An 18,037-nucleotide genomic window follows, 5' to 3' on the forward strand; every position below is an offset into this window, starting at 1 on the left:
CGGGACATTTCAGGACGTCAGGGGTTGCGGGTGGCGCCGGACAGCGCCCGGGAGATGAGCAGCAGGCCGAGGATGAGCACCACGACCACGGCCAAGGGGCCGACGGCGAAGAAGGGCGCGTGGTAGGCGTAGGCCACGCCCTCCTGGATCAACGTGCCCAGCGACGGGGTCGGCGGGACCACGCCCAGGCCGAGGAAACTCATCGCACCCTCGATGAACACGCCCACCGACATCGCCAACGCCAGCTGCACGACCAGCGGCTCCAGACTGTTCGGCAGCACGTGGTGGCGCAGGATCCACGTCTCCGAGGCGCCCGCGGTCCGGGCGGACTCCACGTAGCCACGCTCGCGCACGGACAGCGCCACCGAGCGGGCCAGACGCCCGAAGACCGGCACCTCCGCCAGGGCGACCACGATGAACACGGTGGTCAGCCCAGGGCCCAGCACCATCGTCAGCGCGATGGCCAGGATGATCGTGGGGAACGCCAGCACCAGGTCGAAGGAACGCTGCAGCACCGTGTCCGCCCAGGGTCGACGCCGGGCCCACTGCGCGCCGGCGAGGCCGGCCAGCGTGCCCGTCGCCGCACCCAGCGGGACGGCGAGCACGATGATCAGCAGGTTCACCCGGATGCCGTACAGGGTGCGCGAGAGGATGTCCTGGTTGGCGGTGTCCGTGCCGAACCAGTGCGCGGAGGACGGGCCGAGCAGGTTCGCGCCGGGGATCTGCTCGTCGGGGGCGTACGGGGCGATCAGCGGGGCGAGCAGCCCGGCGAGCACCACGGCGCCGGTCAGGAGCACGCCGACGAGTCCGCGGCCGTGCGTGAGCGCGCGCAGGAGGGGACGGTCGGCACGTCCGGCACGGCTGGTGCGGCGCGCGAGTGCCGGGTCGTCCGGCGTGAGGTCGGGGCGGTTGAGCGTGGTGGTCGGGGTGACGGTCATCGTGCGCCCTCCAGTCGGATGCGGGGGTCGAGGTTGGCGTGGATCAGGTCGGTGACCAGCTGGATCACCACGAACAGCACCACGGAGAGCAGCAGCAGGACCTGCACCACCGGGTAGTCGCGCACGGCCACGGCCTGGTGGATGAGGTGGCCCAGGCCGGGCCAGGCGAACAGGGCCTCGACGATCACCGCGCCGCCGAGCAGCTGGCCGATCTGCAGGCCCAGCACGGTGACCGCCGGGGGCAGGGCGTTGGGCAGGACCTGGGTGAGCAGGATGCGCCGCCGCGGGATGCCCAGGGCGCGGGCGGTGGTGGCGTAGGGCTGGCCGAGTTCGGTGCGCACCGACTCGTCGAGGAAGCGGGTCAGCGCCGCCGCGGACGGCAACGCCAGGCACACGGCGGGCAGCAGGAGGTACTGGGCGGTGATGTCGGGGCGGTCGAGCAGCCCCTCGCGCGGCACGCCGCCGGCGGGCAGCACGACGAACACCACGCCGAAGACGATGATCGCCAGCGCACCGGTGACGAACGTCGGCAGGGCCACGCCGAGGGTGGCGAAGGCGGTAGCGGCGGAGCGCGCCCACCGTCGGTCGACGAGTTCGGCGCCGACGCTGACCACCAGGGCGAGGACGACGGCCAGCAGGACGGCGGTGGTGGTGAGCAGCAGGGTGCGTCCTGCGGCCTCCCCGACGAGGGTGGCGATGTCGCCGCCGATGACCAGCGAGCGCCCCGGGTGCAGGGTCAGCAGGGAGCCGATCCAGGAGAGGTACTGGCTGACGGGGGAGGCGGTCAGCCCGAGGCCGTCGCGCAGGGCGGCGACGGCCTCCGGCGGGGCGTCGGACCCCGCGAGGGCCTCGGCCGGGTCGCCGGGGATCAGCCGGAGCAGGGCGAAGACCACCACGGACCCGGCGGCGACGACGGCGATGGCGGAGGGCAGGCGGCGCAGGAGGAAGGGCAGGACGGTCGGGCGGGTTCTGGTCGGAGTCGTGGTTGCGGTTGTCACGGTGGGGTTCCTCACGGGGGTCAGGAGGTGAAGGTGGCGTGGGCGAAGACGGGTTCGGAGCGTTTGGTCCAGGTCACGCCCTTGAGGTTGGAGGCGGTGACCAGCGGGGCGTCGGGCCGGATGAGTTCGACGAGGAAGGCCTCGTCGAGCAGGATGTCGTTGAGCCGGCGGTAGGCGGCCTGCGCCGCGGGGGAGGACGGGTCGCCGGCGAGCCAGGCGTCGGCGGCCGCGGCGGAGTAGGCGTCGCTGCGGAAGTTGGAGGTGTTGTGCTCGGAGTTGAAGGGGAAGGCGCTCACGGTCAGGGTGGCCGGGGTGTACTGCACGAAGTCGTGGCTGAGCAGCCACATGCCGTCGAAGCCGGCGTTGCGCAGCTTCTCGCCGTGCACGCCGGCCTCCAGGGGCTGCAGGTCCACGGTGACGCCGATCTCGGCGAGGTCGGCGCGGATGATCTGGGCGGTGTTCTGCTCGGTGGGGTCCGCCCCGCGGTAGGACAGGGTCGCGTCCGGCAGCGGGCCGTCCTCCTCCTCGACCTGCCCGACGAGCTCGCGGGCACGGTCGAGGTCGCGCTGGTAGGTGTCGTTGCGTTCCTCGTCGTAGGCGGCGGAGTCGGCGGGCCACGGCAACGACTGGGTGTAGCCGCGGCCCTGGTAGACCTCGTCGAGGATGCGGTCACGGTCCACGGCGTAGGCCACGGCCTGGCGCACACGCCGGTCGCGGAAGGTCGGGGCCTGCACGTTCATGCCCGTGTAGTAGGTGGCCCCGGTGCCGGACTTCTCGGTGACGTCGAAGAGGTCGTTGTCCTCCAGGGCCTCGGCGTCGCGGGGTTCGACGGCGGGCAGGACGTCGAGCTGCCCGGAGCGCAGCTGGGCGAATTGCGTCTGGCTGTCGGGGACGACCACGACCTCGATGCCGTCGATCGCGGGCGTGCCGGTGCGGTATCCCTCGTAGGCGCCGAGGCTGAGGTGGCTGCCGCGCTGCCAGTCGTCGAAGCTGAAGGGGCCGGTGCCGACGAAGGCGGTGCCGTCGTTGAAGGCGTCGACCGTGGAGTCCTCGATGACCGGCACGAACTCGAAGAGGTCGAAGACGTTGTTCACCGCCCGGGCGAACGTGAAGTCCACGGTGAGGGGGTCGGGGGTGTCGATGCGCTCGATCTGCTGGGCGGTGCGGGCGAGCTGTCCGGAGCGCGCCGGGTCGGAGTAGTTCTCGAAACTGGCCTTGACGTCGCCGGAGTCCAGGTCGGCGCCGTTGTGGAAGGTGACGTCGTCGCGCAGGTGCACGGTCACGTCCGTGCCGTCGTCGCTGACGTCCCAGGACTCGGCGAGGACGGGCTGCGGCTCGAGGTCACCGTCGTCGTCCTCCCCCTTGGCGTCGTACTTGGTGAGGGTCTCGAAGACGTTGCCGGTCACGGTGAGTTCGGCGATGCCGCCGCCGGAGTACAGCGTCTTCGGGCTGAGGTCGTTGGGCGTGCCGACGCGGGCGGTGCCGCCGTCGACGGGTTCGCCGTCGGCCGCGGCGAGGCGTTCGCCGACCGCGGAGGTGCAGCCGGCGAGCACGGCGAGGACGGTGACGCCGGTGAGGAGCGTCAGGACGGGGGAGTGGCGGGTCACGGCGGGTGGCCTCATTTCATTCCGGTCAGAGCGGATCGGTTGCAGGCGGGGCCTGCGGGAGGGGTGTGCTGAGCCAGAAGTAGACCATGCTGTCTAGGTGGGTTCACACCGTTCCATTCCCGGTGAGCCGATCGGGCCCGCCGTCGCGGCGGCGTGTGCAGACGACGAGGGCCGGAAATCGAGCGTGGGATGTTTGAATCCCCGGGTTCGGACATCCCACGCTCGATTTCCGCCCCTCTCCCCGAACCCGTAGGGGTACCAGGTCCAACGTGGTCCCCCGGGGCCCGGCGGTCGGCCCGGAAGCAGCCCGAAGCAGGACGCCGCGCGGGGGTGGCGCGCACAGGTGCGCTCAGCGGCGGCGTCGGCGTCCGGCGGGGGTGGTCGCAGGGAAGTTCTCGACTGGGAAATTGCGGTTTAACCCGCGAGAAACAGAAAACGTCGACACTGTTACCTATGACAACATCAGTGACACCTATACCGGCCACCGTCACGCCCGAGGTCTTCAACGCGGCACCCGCCGCCGCCCTCGTCGACCGGGTGGCGGAACTGTTCGCCAGCAGGACGCTCGCCGCGTCCGTCGTCGACGCGCGCCCGTTCGCCTCCGTCGACGCGCTCTGCGCGGCGGCGTCCGACCTGCTGCGCGCGCAGGACGACGCGGGCGTCCTGGAGTCCGTCAACGCCCACCCGCCGATCGGCGGCACCGTCGCCGCCGGCAGCCTGTCCGCCGCCGAACAGGCCACCGCGCAGGACGGGGCGCAGGACGGCGACAGCGAACTCCAGGCGCTGCGCAACCTGCAGCCCACCTACCGGGAGAAGTTCGGCTGGAACTTCCTCATCCGCGCCGCCGGACGCGACAGCCGCCAGATCCTCGACAACCTCGTCGAGCGCCTGGCCCGGGAGCCGCAGGACGAGTGGCCGACCGTGGTCGACAACCTCGACGCCATCAACCAGCTGCGCCTGCGCGGCTTCGTCACCGAAGCAGATTCCGAGAACACGAAGGAGGCCCAGGCATGAGCCTGTCCACCCACGTCCTGAACACCACGACCGGTCTGCCCGCCGCGAGCCTGGACATCGCCCTGGTCACCGACCAGGGCGCACCGGTGGAGTCGGGCGCGACCGACGCCGACGGCCGTCACCGGTTCACCACCCCGCTGGAGCCGGGCACCTACCGCCTGCGTTTCGAGACCGGCGCCTACCTGGACGCCTCGCAGACCGCCTCGTTGTACCCCTTCGTGGACATCACCTTCCACGTCACCGCACAGCGCGGCGGGGCGGACGGGCACCTGCACGTCCCGCTGCTGCTGTCGCCGTTCGGCTACTCGACCTACCAGGGGAGTTGAGGCGTTAGATGAGCACCACCGACGAGTACATCCCCGGAACCATCGGCGCGGTCGCCCCGGACGGCACACACCCGGTCGACCAGAAACCACCGCTGGCGCGCACGTTCATCCTGGGCCTGCAGCACGTCCTGGCGATGTACGCCGGGGCGATCGCCGTGCCGCTGATCGTCGGTGGTGCACTCGTCGCCGCCGGCGAGTTCGAGGCGGAGCACATGCACCACCTCATCGTCGCCGACCTCTTCGTCGCCGGCATCGCCTCGGTGATCCAGTCGCTGGGTTTCTGGTGCTTCGGGTCGAGGCTGCCGTTGATCCAGGGTGTGTCGTTCGTGTCGGTCGCCCCGATGATCTCCATCGGGTCCGAGCACGGCATCACCGCGATCTACGGGTCGGTCATCGCCACGGGTGTGCTGATGATGCTCATCGCACCGTTCTTCGCCAAGGTGGTGCGGTACTTCCCGCCGCTGGTCATCGGCACGGTGATCACGGTGGTGGGGCTGTCCCTGCTGTCGGTGGCGGCGGGGTGGCTGTTCAACCAGAACGGTCCGGCGAGCGAGCAGGGTACGGGGCAGAACTTCCTGCTGGCCCTGGGCACGCTGGTCGTGGTGGTGTGCATCCACCGTTTCGCCCCGGCGGCGTGGAAGTCGATGGCGGTGCTCGGCGGCATCGTGGTCGGCACGGTCGCGGGCGTGTTCGTCGGCGCCAGTGACTTCTCGGTGGTGGGCGAGGCCGACTGGGTGGGTGTGCCCATGCCGTTCCAGTTCGGCACCCCGACGTTCGACATCGCCTCGATCCTCACGATGCTGCTCGTCGGCCTGGTGATCATGACGGAGACCAGCGGTGACATCGTCGCCGTCGGCGACATCACCGGACGCCGCGCCACACCGCGCAGCCTCGCCGACGGCCTGCGCGCCGACGGTCTGGCGACGCTGCTCGGCGGCGTCTTCAACACCTTCCCGTACTCCGCGTTCGCGCAGAACGTCGGGTTGGTGTCGTTGTCGCGGGTGGCGAGCCGGTACGTGGTCACCGCCGCGGGCCTGATCCTCATCGTGCTGGGCCTGCTGCCGAAGGTCGGCGAGATCGCCACGGGCATCCCGTCGCCGGTGCTCGGCGGCGCGGGCGTGGCGTTGTTCGGCATGGTCGCGGCGTCCGGCATCAGGACGCTGGCCACGGTGACGTGGACGGAGACGCGCGCGCTGATCGTGGGCGTCTCCGTGGCGCTGGCGATGCTGCCGGCCGTGTTCGACGGCCTCTACGCCAACCTGCCGGACAGCCTGGAGATGATCCTGGACAGCGGCATCACGGTGGGCGCGGTGTCGGTGATCCTGCTGAACCTGCTGCTCAACCGGGAGGGCGGCGGCCATCTCGCCGAGGACACGCTCGAGGAGGAACTGCAGGACGAACTGCAGGACGCCCCGGCCGCGCCGTCCGGTCTGCGCGCGGTGCCCGCGCCCGCCTCGTCCAGCGAGGTCTGAGCGGTGAACGCGCGCCCCACCGTCGTGCTCGGCCACGTCGTGACGCCGACGGCGGACGGCACCACGCTAGACGTCGCGTCCGGCGCGGTCGCCCACGCGGGCGGACGCATCCTCGACGTCGGCGCGGCCCGCGACGTCCTGCCGCGTCACCGCGGCGCGCTCGTCGAGGACCACGGCGACGCCCTGCTCGTCCCCGGTTTCGTCGACGCCCACGTGCACTTCCCGCAGGTCGGCATGATCGCCTCGCCGGGACTGCAGCTGCTCGGGTGGCTCGACAACTACACCTTCCCGGCCGAGGCCCGGTTCGCCGACGACGCCCACGCCGACGCCGTCGCGGACTTCTTCACCGACCAGCTCGTCGACAACGGGGTGACCACCGCCTGCGTGTACGCCACCGTGCACCCGGGCAGCGCGGAGGCGCTGTTCCGTCACGCGCGGCGCAGGAACCTGCGCGTCATCACCGGCAAGGTCTGCATGGACCGCAACGCCCCCGACGGCCTGCTCGACACCCCCGACTCCGCCGTGGCGGACAGCGCGGCACTGCTGGAGCGCTGGCACGGCGTGGGACGCCTCGAGTACGCCATCACCCCGCGGTTCGCGCCGACGTCCTCGGACGCGCAGCTCGCCGCGCTCGGCGAACTCGCCGCGTCCCACCCGGACGTGGTGGTGCAGACCCACCTGTCGGAGAACACCGGCGAGATCGGCTGGGTGCGCTCCCTGTTCCCCGACACGCTCGACTACACCGACGTCTACGACCGGGCCGGGCTGGTGCGCCGGCGTGCCGTGTTCGGCCACGGCGTACACCTGGGCGACCGCGAACTCACCCGGCTGGGGCAGGCGCAGGCCTCCGTGGCGCACTGCCCCACGTCGAACTTCTTCCTCGGCTCGGGCATGTTCGGCGTGACCCGGGCGCAGTCCTTCGAGGGCCTGCGCGTGGGGCTGGGCTCCGACGTCGGCGCGGGGACCAGCCTGTCGCCGCTGGTCACGCTGGGTTCTGCCTATACCGCGTCGCGCATGCTGGACGCCCCGCTGGACGTCGCCGCGCTGCTGCGACTGGCCACGCTGGGCGGGGCGGAGGCCCTGGGCGTGGAGGCGTCCGTGGGGTCCCTGGAGACCGGGAAGGACGCCGACCTGGTCGTCCTCGACCCCTGCGCGGGCGCCAACTCCGACGTCCTGCGCCGACGCGCCGAGGCGGCCACCACCACCGACGAACTGCTCTTCGCCACGATGGTGCTCGGCGACGAGCGCGCCGTGGTCCGCACCGTCGTCGCCGGGGTGTGAGGGGGGTCGGCGCCGGTCAGGACGGCAACGCCGAGTCGAATACGCGGTTGAGGGTCTCGGCCTGGTGGAAGTCCAGGTGAGCGACACCGGGGAGGACCTCGAGTGTCACGTCCGACGCACCGTGGCCGCGGTACCAGGCTGCACCCTCCCGGGCGGCGGTGAGGGCGTCGAACCGGTCGTACCCGCGGGTGCCGTCGTCGAGGTCGCCGACGGACCACCGCAGCGGTACGTCACGGACGCCGGAGGACGGCCCGTCGGGCGCGTCCACCTCGTCGGGGGCGCCGCCGCCGGCCATCATCAGCGCACCTCCGGTGACGAGCCCGCGGGTGCGGCACAGGATCCCGTAGCTGATCATCTCGGCGCCGCCGGAGTAGCCGGACCACCAGATGTTGCCCGTGTCCAGGCCGGGATCGTCCCTCACCCGGTCCGCCACCAGCGCACTGAGCCAGTCGGTGTTGCTGTCGAGCCGGCGCCACCAGGTCGACCCACGACGATGGTCGGGGGTGCGCGGTGCGATGAGGACCATGTTGCGGGCGGCGGCGACCCGGGCGAGTTCAGCCAGGGTCGGTTCGGCGTCCGTGCCGCGGTCGAACTCGTTGGCACCGTCGCCGTGCAGGTGGATCAGCACGCCCTTCGGGGGCGTGCTGCCGCCGGTGCTGCTGCCGCTACTGCCGCTACTGCCGCTACTGCCTGAGCTGCCGCTGCTGCCGGCACCTGGGCTGGTGCTGCCGCCTGCGCAGTCGAAGGTGTAGACCTGGCTGCTCCTGCCGTCGTGGCGGAACTCGCTGACCTGCGGCGGGCAGGTGGCGGTGTCCGAACCGTCGCCCCGGTCACGCGGCAGGGCGGGGGCGACGATCCCGAACGCGACCCCGACCGTGACCCCGACGCCGACGGCCGCGAACGCCACGGCGGTGGCCCCTCGGGTCCACCATCCGTGCCGTCTCTGCGTGGGTTGTCTGCTCACACCACCAAGCCTAACCGTCCCGGGCGGACGGCCGGACGGTTCAGCCCGGCTGCGGTGCGGGTACGCTGACTGCACATGGCGACACGTTCAGACAGCCGCATCACCCCCGTCTTCCGCGCCCAGCACCAGGCCGCGACGGCCGGCAAGGTCCCCTCGCCGGTGCGCGTGAGCACCGTCGACGGGGAACTGTGGGTACGCGCGGTGCCGATGCCGGGCGCGGGCGTGATGAACAGCGTGCTGTCCACCGTCCACCTCGGCGACGGCGGCGTCACCGTCGTCGACCCGGGGTGGGCCGGTGGCAAGGCGCAGGACGCCGCGGCGAACGTCCTGCGCCCGCTGGACGCGTTCCTGCGCGAGCACGGCCGACGTCTCGAGGACGTCACCGACGTCGTCGTCACGCACGCGCACCCCGACCACGTCGGCGCGGCCGCGGAGATGCTGGGCGCCACCGGCGCGCGCTACCACCTCGGCGCGGTGGAGCAGCGCAGCGTCGACGCCGCACGCACCGGCACCTCGCAGGACGACTACGCCGTCGAGCACCACGCGGTCGGCGCGCCGGACGGCCTGCTGGAGAAGTTCCCCTTCTCGGAGAAGGAGCGGCGGCTGCCGCCGTTCATCCCGCGGCAGCGTCCGGACGTCCTGCTGCAGGACGGTGACCTGCTGCCCGACCACGGGGTGACCGGGGAACTGGGCTGGCGGGCGGTGCTCACACCCGGGCACACCCCAGGGCACCTGTGCTTCGCCGACGACGCCCGCGGACTGCTGATCGCCGCCGACCAGGTGCTGCCCGAGATCTTCCCCGGCATCGGCCTGGGGGTGGGCTCGCTGGGCGGCAACCCGGTGAAGGACTACCTGGCGTCCGTGGAACGCCTGGCGGAGTTCGACGACTACACCGTGATCCCCGGGCACGGGTTCTGCTTCACCGGGTTGGCCGAAAGGCGCGCGGAGACCACCGCGCACGTCATGGAACGTGCCGAGGAGGTGTCGCGTGTGCTCGAGTGGAACCCGGGCATCAGCGTGTGGCGTCTGGCGGGACGGCTCACCTGGAGCGGCGGCTGGGACTCGCTGGCGGACTCGCCGATGGTGTGGTCGGCCATCCGGCAGACGATGATGTACCGCGACCTGGTGCTGGAGAAGGCGTAGCTGCTCCTACAGCGCCGCCTCGACGGCGGCGACGACCTCGGGGGCGTCCGGCACGGTGGCGGGGCGGAAGCGGGCGAGCACCGCGCCGTCCTTGCCGACGAGGAACTTCTCGAAGTTCCACTCGACGTCGCCGGCCTTCCCGTCGGCGTCGGGGGTCGTGGTGAGCTCGGCGAAGAGCGGGTGGGCGTCCGGCCCGTTGACGTCGAGCTTCTCGGTCATCGGGAAGGTGACACCGTACGTCGCCGAGCAGAACTCCGCGATCTCCTCGGCGCTGCCCGGCTCCTGGCCCATGAACTGGTTGCACGGCGCACCGACGACGGTCAGTCCGCGGTCCCGGTAGTCCTGCGCGAGCTTCTCCAGGGCGGTGTACTGCGGGGTCAGCCCGCACTTGGACGCCACGTTGACGACGAGCAGCGGGCCGTCGAACGCGGCGAGGTCGAGCTCGCCGCCGTCGAGGGCGCGGACGGGGATGGTCTTGATGTTCGTGGAAGCCATGTCCGCGAGGGTACTGCCGGCGGTAGGACGCCGTCACCCACTGTGACGGTCGAGCAGCGCCTTTGCCTGCGCCACCACCAGTGCCCGGGCTTCGGGAGGCTCGATGACCTGGACGGCGCTCCCGAACTGCAGTAGCTGGCGGACGCCGCCGACCTCGGAGTACGCGACCGAGATCCGAACACTGCCATTGCCGGAGTTGTCCGGCTCGGTCACCTCGGTCAACCTCGACCCCAGGATTCTGCGGGGGATGTCCAGTCGGCTTCGCTCGAGGTCGGCGGTGACGATGATCTGCTCCCTGGGTTGTTCCAGCGCCTCTGACATGTCCGTCACCACCGAATCGAGAGTCTGCCCGGGGCGTAGCCGCCGTGGTTCATCGAGGACGGCCCAAGACTCGAGCCTGCTCGTGGTGTAGAGGCGGGGAAAGCTGTTGCGGTCAGCCACGAGGTACCAACGGCCACCTCTGCCGAGTAGCCCGTAGGGGTCCACGATGCGATTCTCCGAGGTGTGTTCACCGCTTCGGCGGTACACGATGGACAGTCGTCGGGCTTTGCGGACATCATCCGCGAGAGCCGAGACATCGCCGTGGTCTGGACGTTCCGTGAACCACGGGTGATTGTCGATGGTGACTACCTCGGACAAGGACAGGGGGCCGAGGCGGTCTCGGGTGCGGGCCGTCCCCAGTTTTCCGAGTGCCGTGGCCGTCAGTGCAGCCACCCCAAGTTCTGCTGCACGGTCGACATCGAGTCCGGTAACCCGGAGGAGGTCCTTCTCCCTAGTGGAGAGACCGGAGACCGGGAACCGACCGCCGGGGAGGAGGGTGACCCCGCCGTACCGTCCTGGCTCGGTGACGATCGGCGCACCTACGTCCTGGAGCGTGACGAGATCCCGGTGGATCGTCCGGGGCGAGACGCCGAGGTCATCGGCAAGGCGAGCCACGGTGTTGTTTCCTGTCGACTTGAGGATGCTGATCAGGTCGAACAGCCGTTGGGGGCGGGACACTACTCATCCTTCCGCAGGGTGGTCGTGGACTGTATCGGGTGCCGGGACGAAACCTGACATATTCTGTCATGGTATCCGTTCATGCTGGGTTTCGGAGGCGAAGTGAACTGATGCCTCGTCAACTACGACCGAAAGGAAGCCACAATGTCAGAGCCCAACCCCTACACCTTCATTGTCTATGTCCGGGATGCCCAGGCATCGGCGAAGTTCTACGGAGACCTCCTCGGCACGACCCCGGTATTCGACTCGCCGCGGTTCATCGCCTTCGAGTTGTCCCCAGGCGTTCAGCTTGCTGTGTGGAGCGGATCCGATGTCTACGGAAGCACCTTGCCTTCGGAATCGGCACTGCCTCGCACCAGCGAACTCTGTCTGTCGCTGGGTAGCGCAGCCGAGATTGACGCACGTTTCGTCGACTGGCGTGACCGTGGGGTCCAGATGGTCAAGGAGCCCTACGATGATGTTTTCGGGCGGACATTCGTCGCGGCAGACCCGGACGGGAACCTTATTCGGGTCGCTCCGGTGGACTGATGAGAGGTGGACCGTCCCGGAACACCCAGAAGTTCTGCAGCAGGAAGTTCAGCACCGTGGTCACACCCTGGGACAGGAACCAGGACCGAAAGAACACGCCGTATAGCCCGGCACTGCGTGGCGGATGACCAGGTCGACGACGACGGCGGCGGTGAAGCGCAGAACGTAGGTGACGGTGCTGACGGGGTCGACCCCGCGCCGCGTGCCGGATCCGGGGTCCCCGTGCCACGGATCGACCGAATCGTGCACGCGGCGCGGGGGCACGAGGATCACAACGTTCCTCAACGGACTCTGAGAAATGAGCGTGGCCAGGGCGTCCGCACGGCATCGATGTCCGGGGAATCATCGGTTGCCGGTCTGTGCCGGGCGGGGATGTCATGGGTGCAGAAACTGCCCCGACGGGTGCGGACACCGCTTCCGCTTCCTCGTCCCTGAATCGGAATCCGGAGTGACACTGTGTCTGCGACGACCCCTCAGAACCCACGGAGTGACGCGGTGCCCGGGCTCTCCACCGGCACCACCGTGGTGATGCTCCTGGCCTCGATCCTTCCGTTGATCGATTCGAGCCTGGTCAACGTCCTCCTCCCGTCCATCAGCTCATCCCTCGGGGTGCCTGAGAACTCCGTGCAGCTCGGCATCTCCGGCTACATGCTCGCTGCGACGGGCGGCATCATCTTGTCGACGACCTGTCTACGACGCTTCGGCTCACGGCAGGTCTGGTTCGTCGCGGTGGCCGGGTTCGCGGTCGCCTCCGCACTCGTCGGATTCGCGACGAGTCTCCCCTTCTTCGTCGCGGCCCGCGTCGTGCAGGGCGCGGCCTGTGGGTTCATCATGCCGGCCGTCCAGCAGCTCACCGCGGAGATCGTCGGACGCCAGGGGATGCGGGCCGCGTTGGCGACGCTGGGTCTCCCCGCCGTCGTCGCACCGGCGCTCGGGCCGCTGCTCGGCGGCGTCCTGGTGGACGCCGTCGGCTGGCGCGTCCTGTTCCTCGTCAACGTGCCGGTCGCCGCGGCGGCCGCGCTCATCGCGGTGAGCGTCCTGCCGCGCACCCGGGGCATCCGGACCCGGCTGGGGATCGCCCAGGCGGCCCAGGCGGTGCCGGCGCTTCTCGGGATGGTCGGGTTGTTGTGGGTCGTGAGCAGCGCGCCGACCCTGCCGACGTGGGGCGTCGTCGCGGCGTCCTGCCTCGCCGTCGCTCTCATCGCGGTGTTCTGCGTCCTGGACCTGCGCGCGGGGACGCCGTTGCTGGACGTGTCGTTGTACCGTCGTGCCTCCTTCGCCACGGTGATGGGGCTCTGCCTGGTTGTGGGGGCGGTGTTCTACGGGACGTTGCTGTCCACGTCCCTGCACGTGCAGGGCGATCTCGGTCAACCTGCCTGGATGGCCGGGGTGCTCCTCGGCGTGCAGGGCCTCGGTGCCTGGGTGGTGCGGAGCCTGATCAGGGGGCCGTGGAAGTCGGCCAACGCCTTCGGCGTCATCGCCGTCGGGCTGCTGGTTGCGGCGGCGGGGACGGTGGGGGTCCAGGCGATCACCACCTGGGACGCTGCGGCGTTCGGCGTGGCCGTGAGTTGTTCCCTCGTTCGTGGGCTGGGTCTCGGGGCCTGCACGTTGCTGGCGCTCTCTGCCGCGTACGAGGTGGTCACGGACGATCAGGCGCCGGCGGTCGGCGCGCACTCCAGGCTGATGCTGCAGCTCGGCGGGGCGCTCGGCACTGCTCTCGTCGGGGTGTGGTCGGGCTCGGCGGTCGGGCTCGGCGTGGCGGTGGCGGTCGTCGCAGTACTCGGGGCGTCCGGAGCCACCGTGCTCGTGGTGAGACGGCGGACGGGAGGGGTACCGACACCGTAATCTGGGCGCATGGATGACGCGGTGATGTTCGGACGTCGACTGCGGCACGCCCGTACCGACCGCGGGGTGTCACAGGCGGGGCTGGCGTCCGGGATCTGCTCGACGAGCGCGGTGTCGCGCTGGGAGGACGGCCAGAGCGTCCCGCCCGCCGATATCATCGCTGACCTGGCTGAACGGCTGGGCCTGGGTGTCAGCGTCCTCACCGGCCGGGGCTTCGACTCCCGCCTCGCGGAATCCCCGGACGGCTTCGACGCCCTGGTGACGGTCGCCTTCGGATCATCACCGTGTGACGCCACCTCGCCGATGCCCGCCTGGATCTCACGGGCGCGACTGGCACTGGACACCGCCGACCCGTGGACGGAGGGAGACCCACGACCTGTTGTCGATGACCTGCAGGTTGATCCGCTCACGGCGACGACACCGGCGGCCCTGGAGATCGTCGAACTGCTGGACGCGCTGGCCCATGTCGCAGCAGACCCGACCGCCCGGACGGTGGACACGCTGGTCGCGACCCTGACGTGGACGCAGGACGCCCCGGGGATCTTCCGGCGTACGGCGATGGAGACGGTGGTGGCAGTTCTCCTCCTCGCGGAGATGCCGATCGCCGCCCGCGGAGCGGTGGCCCGGGTGTCGCCGGCCTCCATCACGGAGACGACGCGACTCCTGCTGACCTGGGATGACGGAGGCTCCGCGGAGGACGGGACGCCTCTGCCGGCGGTGCACGCCCGGCGAACGGCGCGGGACGTCGCCTTCTCCGTCCTGCATCGCTCGATGAACGCAGGGCGCCCGGATCCCGGGATCGTCGATGCGGTGGTGGCGTCCTGCCCCGGCGACGGGCTCGTCGCCGAGTGGGTTGAGGCGCGCTCGGCACCTGATGGGCGGTGACCACGGGGCCGACCCCGCGCCACCGACCAGACGGCTTACCCTGGGCCGAGCTCCAGGACCTCGACGCGTCCCATCCCCACCCAGCCGACGGAGTCGGAGACCATGCGCGGCCGGTGGACGTGGGCCAGGACCCACCGGTCGTAGCGGCGTGACTGCAGTTCGGCGAGGGTGGTCGGCAGGCACGGTTTGCGGCTGAACTCCCCGGTGAGGCTGGTGTGCAGTACTCCCAGGTGCACCTCGCCGTCTGCGCCGTCCGCGCCGCTGCCGCCGCCCCCGGCGATGGGGAAGCACTCGACGATCCGCCGCGGGTCGGGGTCGTCGGCGACGGAGACCGTGTGCACGGTCAGCCCGCCGACACGCATCTCGGACGGCCCCTCGGCGGGGGCGACGGTGAGCCCGTCGATGTGGGGCAGGCGTCGGGGAAGGTCGGCGGCGACGTCGTGGTTCCCCCAGGTCACCAGGACGGGGACTCCGGTGGCGACGGCGGCGCGCAGGAACGTCTCGGCGTCGGCCACGACCTCGTCGGTGGCGTAGCCGCGGTCCACGAGGTCCCCGGCGAAGACCAGGAGGTCCGCGCCGCCGCGCTCGGCGTCCTGCAGCGATGAGAGCTCCGAGAGCTCCGAGAGTGCCCACGGGAGTCCGGGGGCGGTGGGAAGCCCCAGGTGCAGGTCGGCCAGGGTCGCGACGATCACGAGGCAGCCTCCCCGGAGGGACGCGGCGTGGTGCGTCGGGCCAGCCAGGTCTGCACGACCAGCAGGACGACGGTGGAGCTGAACACGCCGATCAGCGTCATCGCCATGGCCTCGGTGCGGTGGCCCTGGTCGAACTGGCCCATGATCCAGGGCGACAGCAGCGTCATGTCACTCGGCCGGATCAGCGAGGCCATGACCAGCTCCCGGATCCCGGTGAGGAAGGCGAGCAGCCACCCGGCCACGAGCCCCGGGACGAGCAGTGGCACGGTGATGCGCCGGAAGGACAGCCAGGAGGACGCCCCGGCCACCGTCGCCGCCTCGAAGACGGCGGGGGAGACCGCCTGGGCGGAGGTCTTGATGTTCTGCACCGCCATCGGCAGGAACAGCGCGGTGTAGCCCAGCACCAGGATCCAGGGGGTGTTGTACGGCGTCCACGGCAGCCACCGGGCGTTCCACAGGAAGATGAACCCGATGGCCAGCACGATGGCCGGCACCGTCTCCGGGGAGACGGCGAGGAAGTCCGTCACCCGCGACCGCAGCCGGCCGGACGTGGCGTCCTGCGTGCCTGTCGGCGTCCCGCGCAGGGCCGTCACCAGCGTGACGGCGAGGGCCAGCAGGACGGCGGACGTGGCGCCGACCGCGCCGAGGAGCGCGGACGTCGTCAGCGCCTCCCGCGCCTGGTCGCTGGACAGCACGATGGCGAAGTAGTCCAGGGTGAGGTTGTCCGGGGTCGGTGGCCTGGAGCGCAGGATCGTCGTGGCGCCGAGGATGATCGACACGTACGGTACGACCACCGACACGAGCGCCACGACCCCGATCCACGACCACCCCAGGGCCAGGACGCTGCCACGCAGCGACAGGGAGACGGGACGTCCCGTCCGGCCGTCGGCGCGTGCGTCGCGGGAGAACCACTGCTGGACGCACCACACGCTGATACCCAGGGTGAACAGCAGCGCCGCGCCGACGGAGGCGGAGGAGAAGTCGAGCGGGTCGATCGTCACGTCCCGGTGGATACGGGACACGAGGACCGGGTAGCCGATGGCGTTGCCGAGGGTGACCGGGGTGCCGAACTCGCCCGCCGCACGGACGAAGAGGATCAGGGCGCCCAGCGACCACGGGCCCACGACCTGCGGAAGTACGACCCGGGCGAGGATGCGCCAGCGCGACGCACCGGTCACCGACGCCATCTCCACCGAGGACGCGGGGATCGCGTCGAGGCAGGTCCGCAGCAGCAGGTAGAGGAAGGGGAAGAGCTCGCAGGACATGATCAGGGCCATGCCCCACACGGAGTTCACCGTGCCGCGGACCGCGCCGCCGACGACGGAGCCGAAGAGCATGTCGGCGACGCCGCCCAGCCGGGTGACGTCCATCCACGCCATCGCGGCGACGAAGGGCGGGGTCATGAACGGCACCATCACCAGCAGGTCGATCCACCGGTGCCGACGCAGCTGCGTCCAGCTCGTGAGGAAGGCGAGCGGTGCGGCGAGGACGGTGGAGAACACGACGACCAGCACCGACAGCCACACGGTGTTGCCGAGGATCCTCGGCAGGTCGCCGTCGCCGAGATCGCCGAGCGCAGAGGGGGAGTCGCCGTAGCCGGTGAGGGCGGTGAGCAGCACCATCGCCAGCGGGGCGGCGACGACGACCAGCAGGACGAGCAGGACGGCGGTGGGGCCCGCTGGCACCGTCCAGCGACGGGGACGGTGGCGGGAACGCGGCGCCGGAACGTCCTGCCTGGCGTCCTGCCCGGCCGGACGCCGCAGCAGGTCGGTCACGACAGGTACCGGGAGACGAACTCCTCCGAGACCGCGGAGGACTTCTCGGCGAGACCGTCGAGGTCGTCGGTGAGCAGCTCGGTGGAGTCGTAGTCGGTCGCGTCGGCGGCGTCGGTGTCGGCGTCGGCGGGGATCATGTGGTTGTCGGCGCTGATGGCCTGGCCCTCCGGGGAGAACATGAAGTCCACGAACGCCTGGGCGGCGTCCTTGTTGCCGGACTGGTCGGAGACCAGGACCGGGCGCGGGGTGACGGTGGTGCCGGACGCCGGGAGGACGACGTCCAGCGGCTCGCCCTTGTCCACGGCCGAGCGGGCGGAGTAGTCGACGCCGCCGAAGACGACGGCCTTCGACCCCGAGGTGACGGCGTCCAGCGCCGGGCCGTTCGCCCCCTGGACCTCCATGCCGTTGTCGAAGAGCTTGTCGAAGAGGGCCCAGGTGTCCTCCTCGCCCCACTTGTCGACCATGGCGGTGACCAGGTCGGCGGCGGTGCCGGACTCGCGCGGGTCGGGCATGATGACCTTGTCCTTGAAGGTGGCGTCGGTGAGGTCCTCCCAGTCGGACGGGGATTCGGCGCCGCCCAGGGCCTCGGTGTTCACCACGAGTGCGAGGGCGGAACCGTCGCGTCCGGTGAAGTCGCCGGTGGACGAGGCCCAGCCTTCGCGCAGGTCGCCGCCGGTCTCCGGGGTGTACTGCTCGAAGGCGCCGGTGTCGGCCTGCTTGAGCGCGGCGGACCAGGACGCGAGGTACACCAGGTCGGCCTGCGGGTTGTCGGCCTCGGCCGTGAGCTTCGCGGTGATCTTCCCGGTCTCGCCGGAGAAGACGTCCACGTCCACGTCCGTCCTGTCCTCGAATGCGGCGACGAGCTCGTCGGTCAGGCCCTGGGGGTTCGCGGAGTAGTAGGTCAGCGAACCGGAGAGCCCCTCGGGGGCCGACCACTCCTCGACCTCCCCGGCGCTGCCGGAACCGCTTCCGGACGCGCTGCCGGAGTCGTCGACGGAGCCGCAGGCGGTGAGCGCCGCGGTGACGCCCACGGTGGCGGAGAGGAGGAGAGCGGAGGTGCGGATGTTCACGGGGG

General features: G+C 70.8%; 17 protein-coding genes. 8 read left to right on the forward strand and 9 right to left on the reverse strand.

The genetic code is table 11. The features are described from left to right. Positions 1-17: 17 nt before the first annotated feature. The 3 genes from ACT3UN_RS01425 to ACT3UN_RS01435 are packed head-to-tail and all read right to left on the reverse strand — an operon-like array spanning position 18 to position 3,543. Complete coding sequence (locus ACT3UN_RS01425; protein ID WP_441579192.1) at positions 18-938, reverse strand: ABC transporter permease; 921 nt, start codon at positions 936-938, stop codon at positions 18-20. Beyond that, a complete protein-coding gene (locus ACT3UN_RS01430; protein WP_444655866.1) occupies positions 935-1,936 on the reverse strand; it encodes an ABC transporter permease in 1,002 nt (333 codons plus the stop codon). The genes ACT3UN_RS01425 and ACT3UN_RS01430 overlap by 4 nt, the downstream gene beginning before the upstream one ends. Before the next feature lie 20 nt (positions 1,937-1,956). After that, entirely contained in the window at positions 1,957-3,543 is a 1,587-nt protein-coding gene (locus ACT3UN_RS01435) for an ABC transporter substrate-binding protein (RefSeq protein WP_444655868.1), read from the reverse strand. A gap of 453 nt (positions 3,544-3,996) precedes the next feature. On the opposite strand from ACT3UN_RS01435, the gene ACT3UN_RS01440 reads away from it, so the two are divergent. From ACT3UN_RS01440 to guaD, 4 genes are read left to right on the forward strand one after another with little or no spacing between them, the layout of a single operon-like run. Continuing rightward, positions 3,997-4,557, forward strand: coding sequence for a 2-oxo-4-hydroxy-4-carboxy-5-ureidoimidazoline decarboxylase (locus tag ACT3UN_RS01440; protein ID WP_444655870.1), 561 nt, complete (start codon positions 3,997-3,999; stop codon positions 4,555-4,557). Next, positions 4,554-4,883, forward strand: a complete 330-nt coding sequence (gene uraH, locus ACT3UN_RS01445) for a hydroxyisourate hydrolase (protein ID WP_444655872.1) — start codon at positions 4,554-4,556, stop codon at positions 4,881-4,883. Before ACT3UN_RS01440 ends, uraH begins: the two co-directional genes overlap by 4 nt. A gap of 8 nt (positions 4,884-4,891) precedes the next feature. Continuing rightward, the gene (locus ACT3UN_RS01450; protein WP_444655874.1) at positions 4,892-6,355 is read left to right on the forward strand and encodes a nucleobase:cation symporter-2 family protein; all 1,464 of its coding nucleotides are present in this window, start codon (positions 4,892-4,894) and stop codon (positions 6,353-6,355) included. Positions 6,356-6,358: 3 nt separating this feature from the next. Continuing rightward, positions 6,359-7,636 carry a guanine deaminase gene (gene guaD / locus ACT3UN_RS01455; protein WP_444655876.1) on the forward strand — a complete coding sequence of 426 codons (1,278 nt, stop codon included), beginning with the start codon at positions 6,359-6,361 and terminating at the stop codon, positions 7,634-7,636. Between the two features lie 16 nt (positions 7,637-7,652). Here guaD and ACT3UN_RS01460 read toward each other — a convergent pair whose 3' ends face one another. Continuing rightward, on the reverse strand, positions 7,653-8,600 hold the full coding sequence (locus tag ACT3UN_RS01460; RefSeq protein ID WP_444655878.1) for a hypothetical protein: 948 nt from the start codon (positions 8,598-8,600) through the stop codon (positions 7,653-7,655). A 75-nt stretch (positions 8,601-8,675) separates the two neighbouring features. Between ACT3UN_RS01460 and ACT3UN_RS01465 the strand changes: the two genes are divergently transcribed. Next, positions 8,676-9,743, forward strand: coding sequence for an MBL fold metallo-hydrolase (locus ACT3UN_RS01465; RefSeq protein ID WP_444655880.1), 1,068 nt, complete (start codon positions 8,676-8,678; stop codon positions 9,741-9,743). Positions 9,744-9,749: 6 nt separating this feature from the next. Here ACT3UN_RS01465 and ACT3UN_RS01470 read toward each other — a convergent pair whose 3' ends face one another. Beyond that, complete coding sequence (locus ACT3UN_RS01470; RefSeq protein WP_301442786.1) at positions 9,750-10,238, reverse strand: glutathione peroxidase; 489 nt, start codon at positions 10,236-10,238, stop codon at positions 9,750-9,752. Between the two features lie 33 nt (positions 10,239-10,271). Beyond that, on the reverse strand, positions 10,272-11,237 hold the full coding sequence (locus ACT3UN_RS01475) for a helix-turn-helix transcriptional regulator (RefSeq protein ID WP_444655882.1): 966 nt from the start codon (positions 11,235-11,237) through the stop codon (positions 10,272-10,274). 144 nt (positions 11,238-11,381) lie between these two features. Between ACT3UN_RS01475 and ACT3UN_RS01480 the strand changes: the two genes are divergently transcribed. The 3 genes from ACT3UN_RS01480 to ACT3UN_RS01490 all read left to right on the forward strand — a co-directional run bounded on the left by ACT3UN_RS01480 (position 11,382) and on the right by ACT3UN_RS01490 (position 14,495). Continuing rightward, a complete protein-coding gene (locus ACT3UN_RS01480; protein WP_444655884.1) occupies positions 11,382-11,765 on the forward strand; it encodes a VOC family protein in 384 nt (127 codons plus the stop codon). Between the two features lie 495 nt (positions 11,766-12,260). After that, positions 12,261-13,610 (forward strand): MFS transporter, encoded by a 1,350-nt coding sequence (locus tag ACT3UN_RS01485; protein WP_444655886.1) that lies wholly within the window; start codon positions 12,261-12,263, stop codon positions 13,608-13,610. A 9-nt stretch (positions 13,611-13,619) separates the two neighbouring features. Continuing rightward, a complete protein-coding gene (locus tag ACT3UN_RS01490; protein ID WP_444655888.1) occupies positions 13,620-14,495 on the forward strand; it encodes a helix-turn-helix domain-containing protein in 876 nt (291 codons plus the stop codon). A gap of 35 nt (positions 14,496-14,530) precedes the next feature. On the opposite strand, the gene ACT3UN_RS01495 is transcribed toward ACT3UN_RS01490, so the two are convergent. Genes ACT3UN_RS01495 through ACT3UN_RS01505 form a run of 3 tightly spaced genes read right to left on the reverse strand, consistent with a single transcriptional unit; the run spans position 14,531 to position 18,032 of the window. After that, complete coding sequence (locus ACT3UN_RS01495; RefSeq protein ID WP_444655890.1) at positions 14,531-15,187, reverse strand: metallophosphoesterase family protein; 657 nt, start codon at positions 15,185-15,187, stop codon at positions 14,531-14,533. Continuing rightward, positions 15,184-16,962, reverse strand: a complete 1,779-nt coding sequence (locus tag ACT3UN_RS01500) for an ABC transporter permease (RefSeq protein ID WP_444655892.1) — start codon at positions 16,960-16,962, stop codon at positions 15,184-15,186. The genes ACT3UN_RS01495 and ACT3UN_RS01500 overlap by 4 nt, the downstream gene beginning before the upstream one ends. Further along, entirely contained in the window at positions 16,959-18,032 is a 1,074-nt protein-coding gene (locus tag ACT3UN_RS01505) for an ABC transporter substrate-binding protein (RefSeq protein WP_444655894.1), read from the reverse strand. The genes ACT3UN_RS01500 and ACT3UN_RS01505 overlap by 4 nt, the downstream gene beginning before the upstream one ends. Positions 18,033-18,037 lie beyond the last annotated feature (5 nt).

This window comes from Corynebacterium sp. AOP12-C2-36 (assembly GCF_052379185.1).
GTDB lineage: Bacteria > Actinomycetota > Actinomycetes > Mycobacteriales > Mycobacteriaceae > Corynebacterium.

Coding starts and splice junctions, on each gene's coding strand:
- ACT3UN_RS01425 (WP_441579192.1), bottom strand. CDS start 938: ATGACCGTCACCCCGACCACCACGCTCAACCGCCCCGACCTCACGCCG.
- ACT3UN_RS01440 (WP_444655870.1), top strand. CDS start 3,997: ATGACAACATCAGTGACACCTATACCGGCCACCGTCACGCCCGAGGTC.
- uraH (WP_444655872.1), top strand. CDS start 4,554: ATGAGCCTGTCCACCCACGTCCTGAACACCACGACCGGTCTGCCCGCC.
- ACT3UN_RS01450 (WP_444655874.1), top strand. CDS start 4,892: ATGAGCACCACCGACGAGTACATCCCCGGAACCATCGGCGCGGTCGCC.
- ACT3UN_RS01465 (WP_444655880.1), top strand. CDS start 8,676: ATGGCGACACGTTCAGACAGCCGCATCACCCCCGTCTTCCGCGCCCAG.
- ACT3UN_RS01470 (WP_301442786.1), bottom strand. CDS start 10,238: ATGGCTTCCACGAACATCAAGACCATCCCCGTCCGCGCCCTCGACGGC.
- ACT3UN_RS01480 (WP_444655884.1), top strand. CDS start 11,382: ATGTCAGAGCCCAACCCCTACACCTTCATTGTCTATGTCCGGGATGCC.
- ACT3UN_RS01490 (WP_444655888.1), top strand. CDS start 13,620: ATGGATGACGCGGTGATGTTCGGACGTCGACTGCGGCACGCCCGTACC.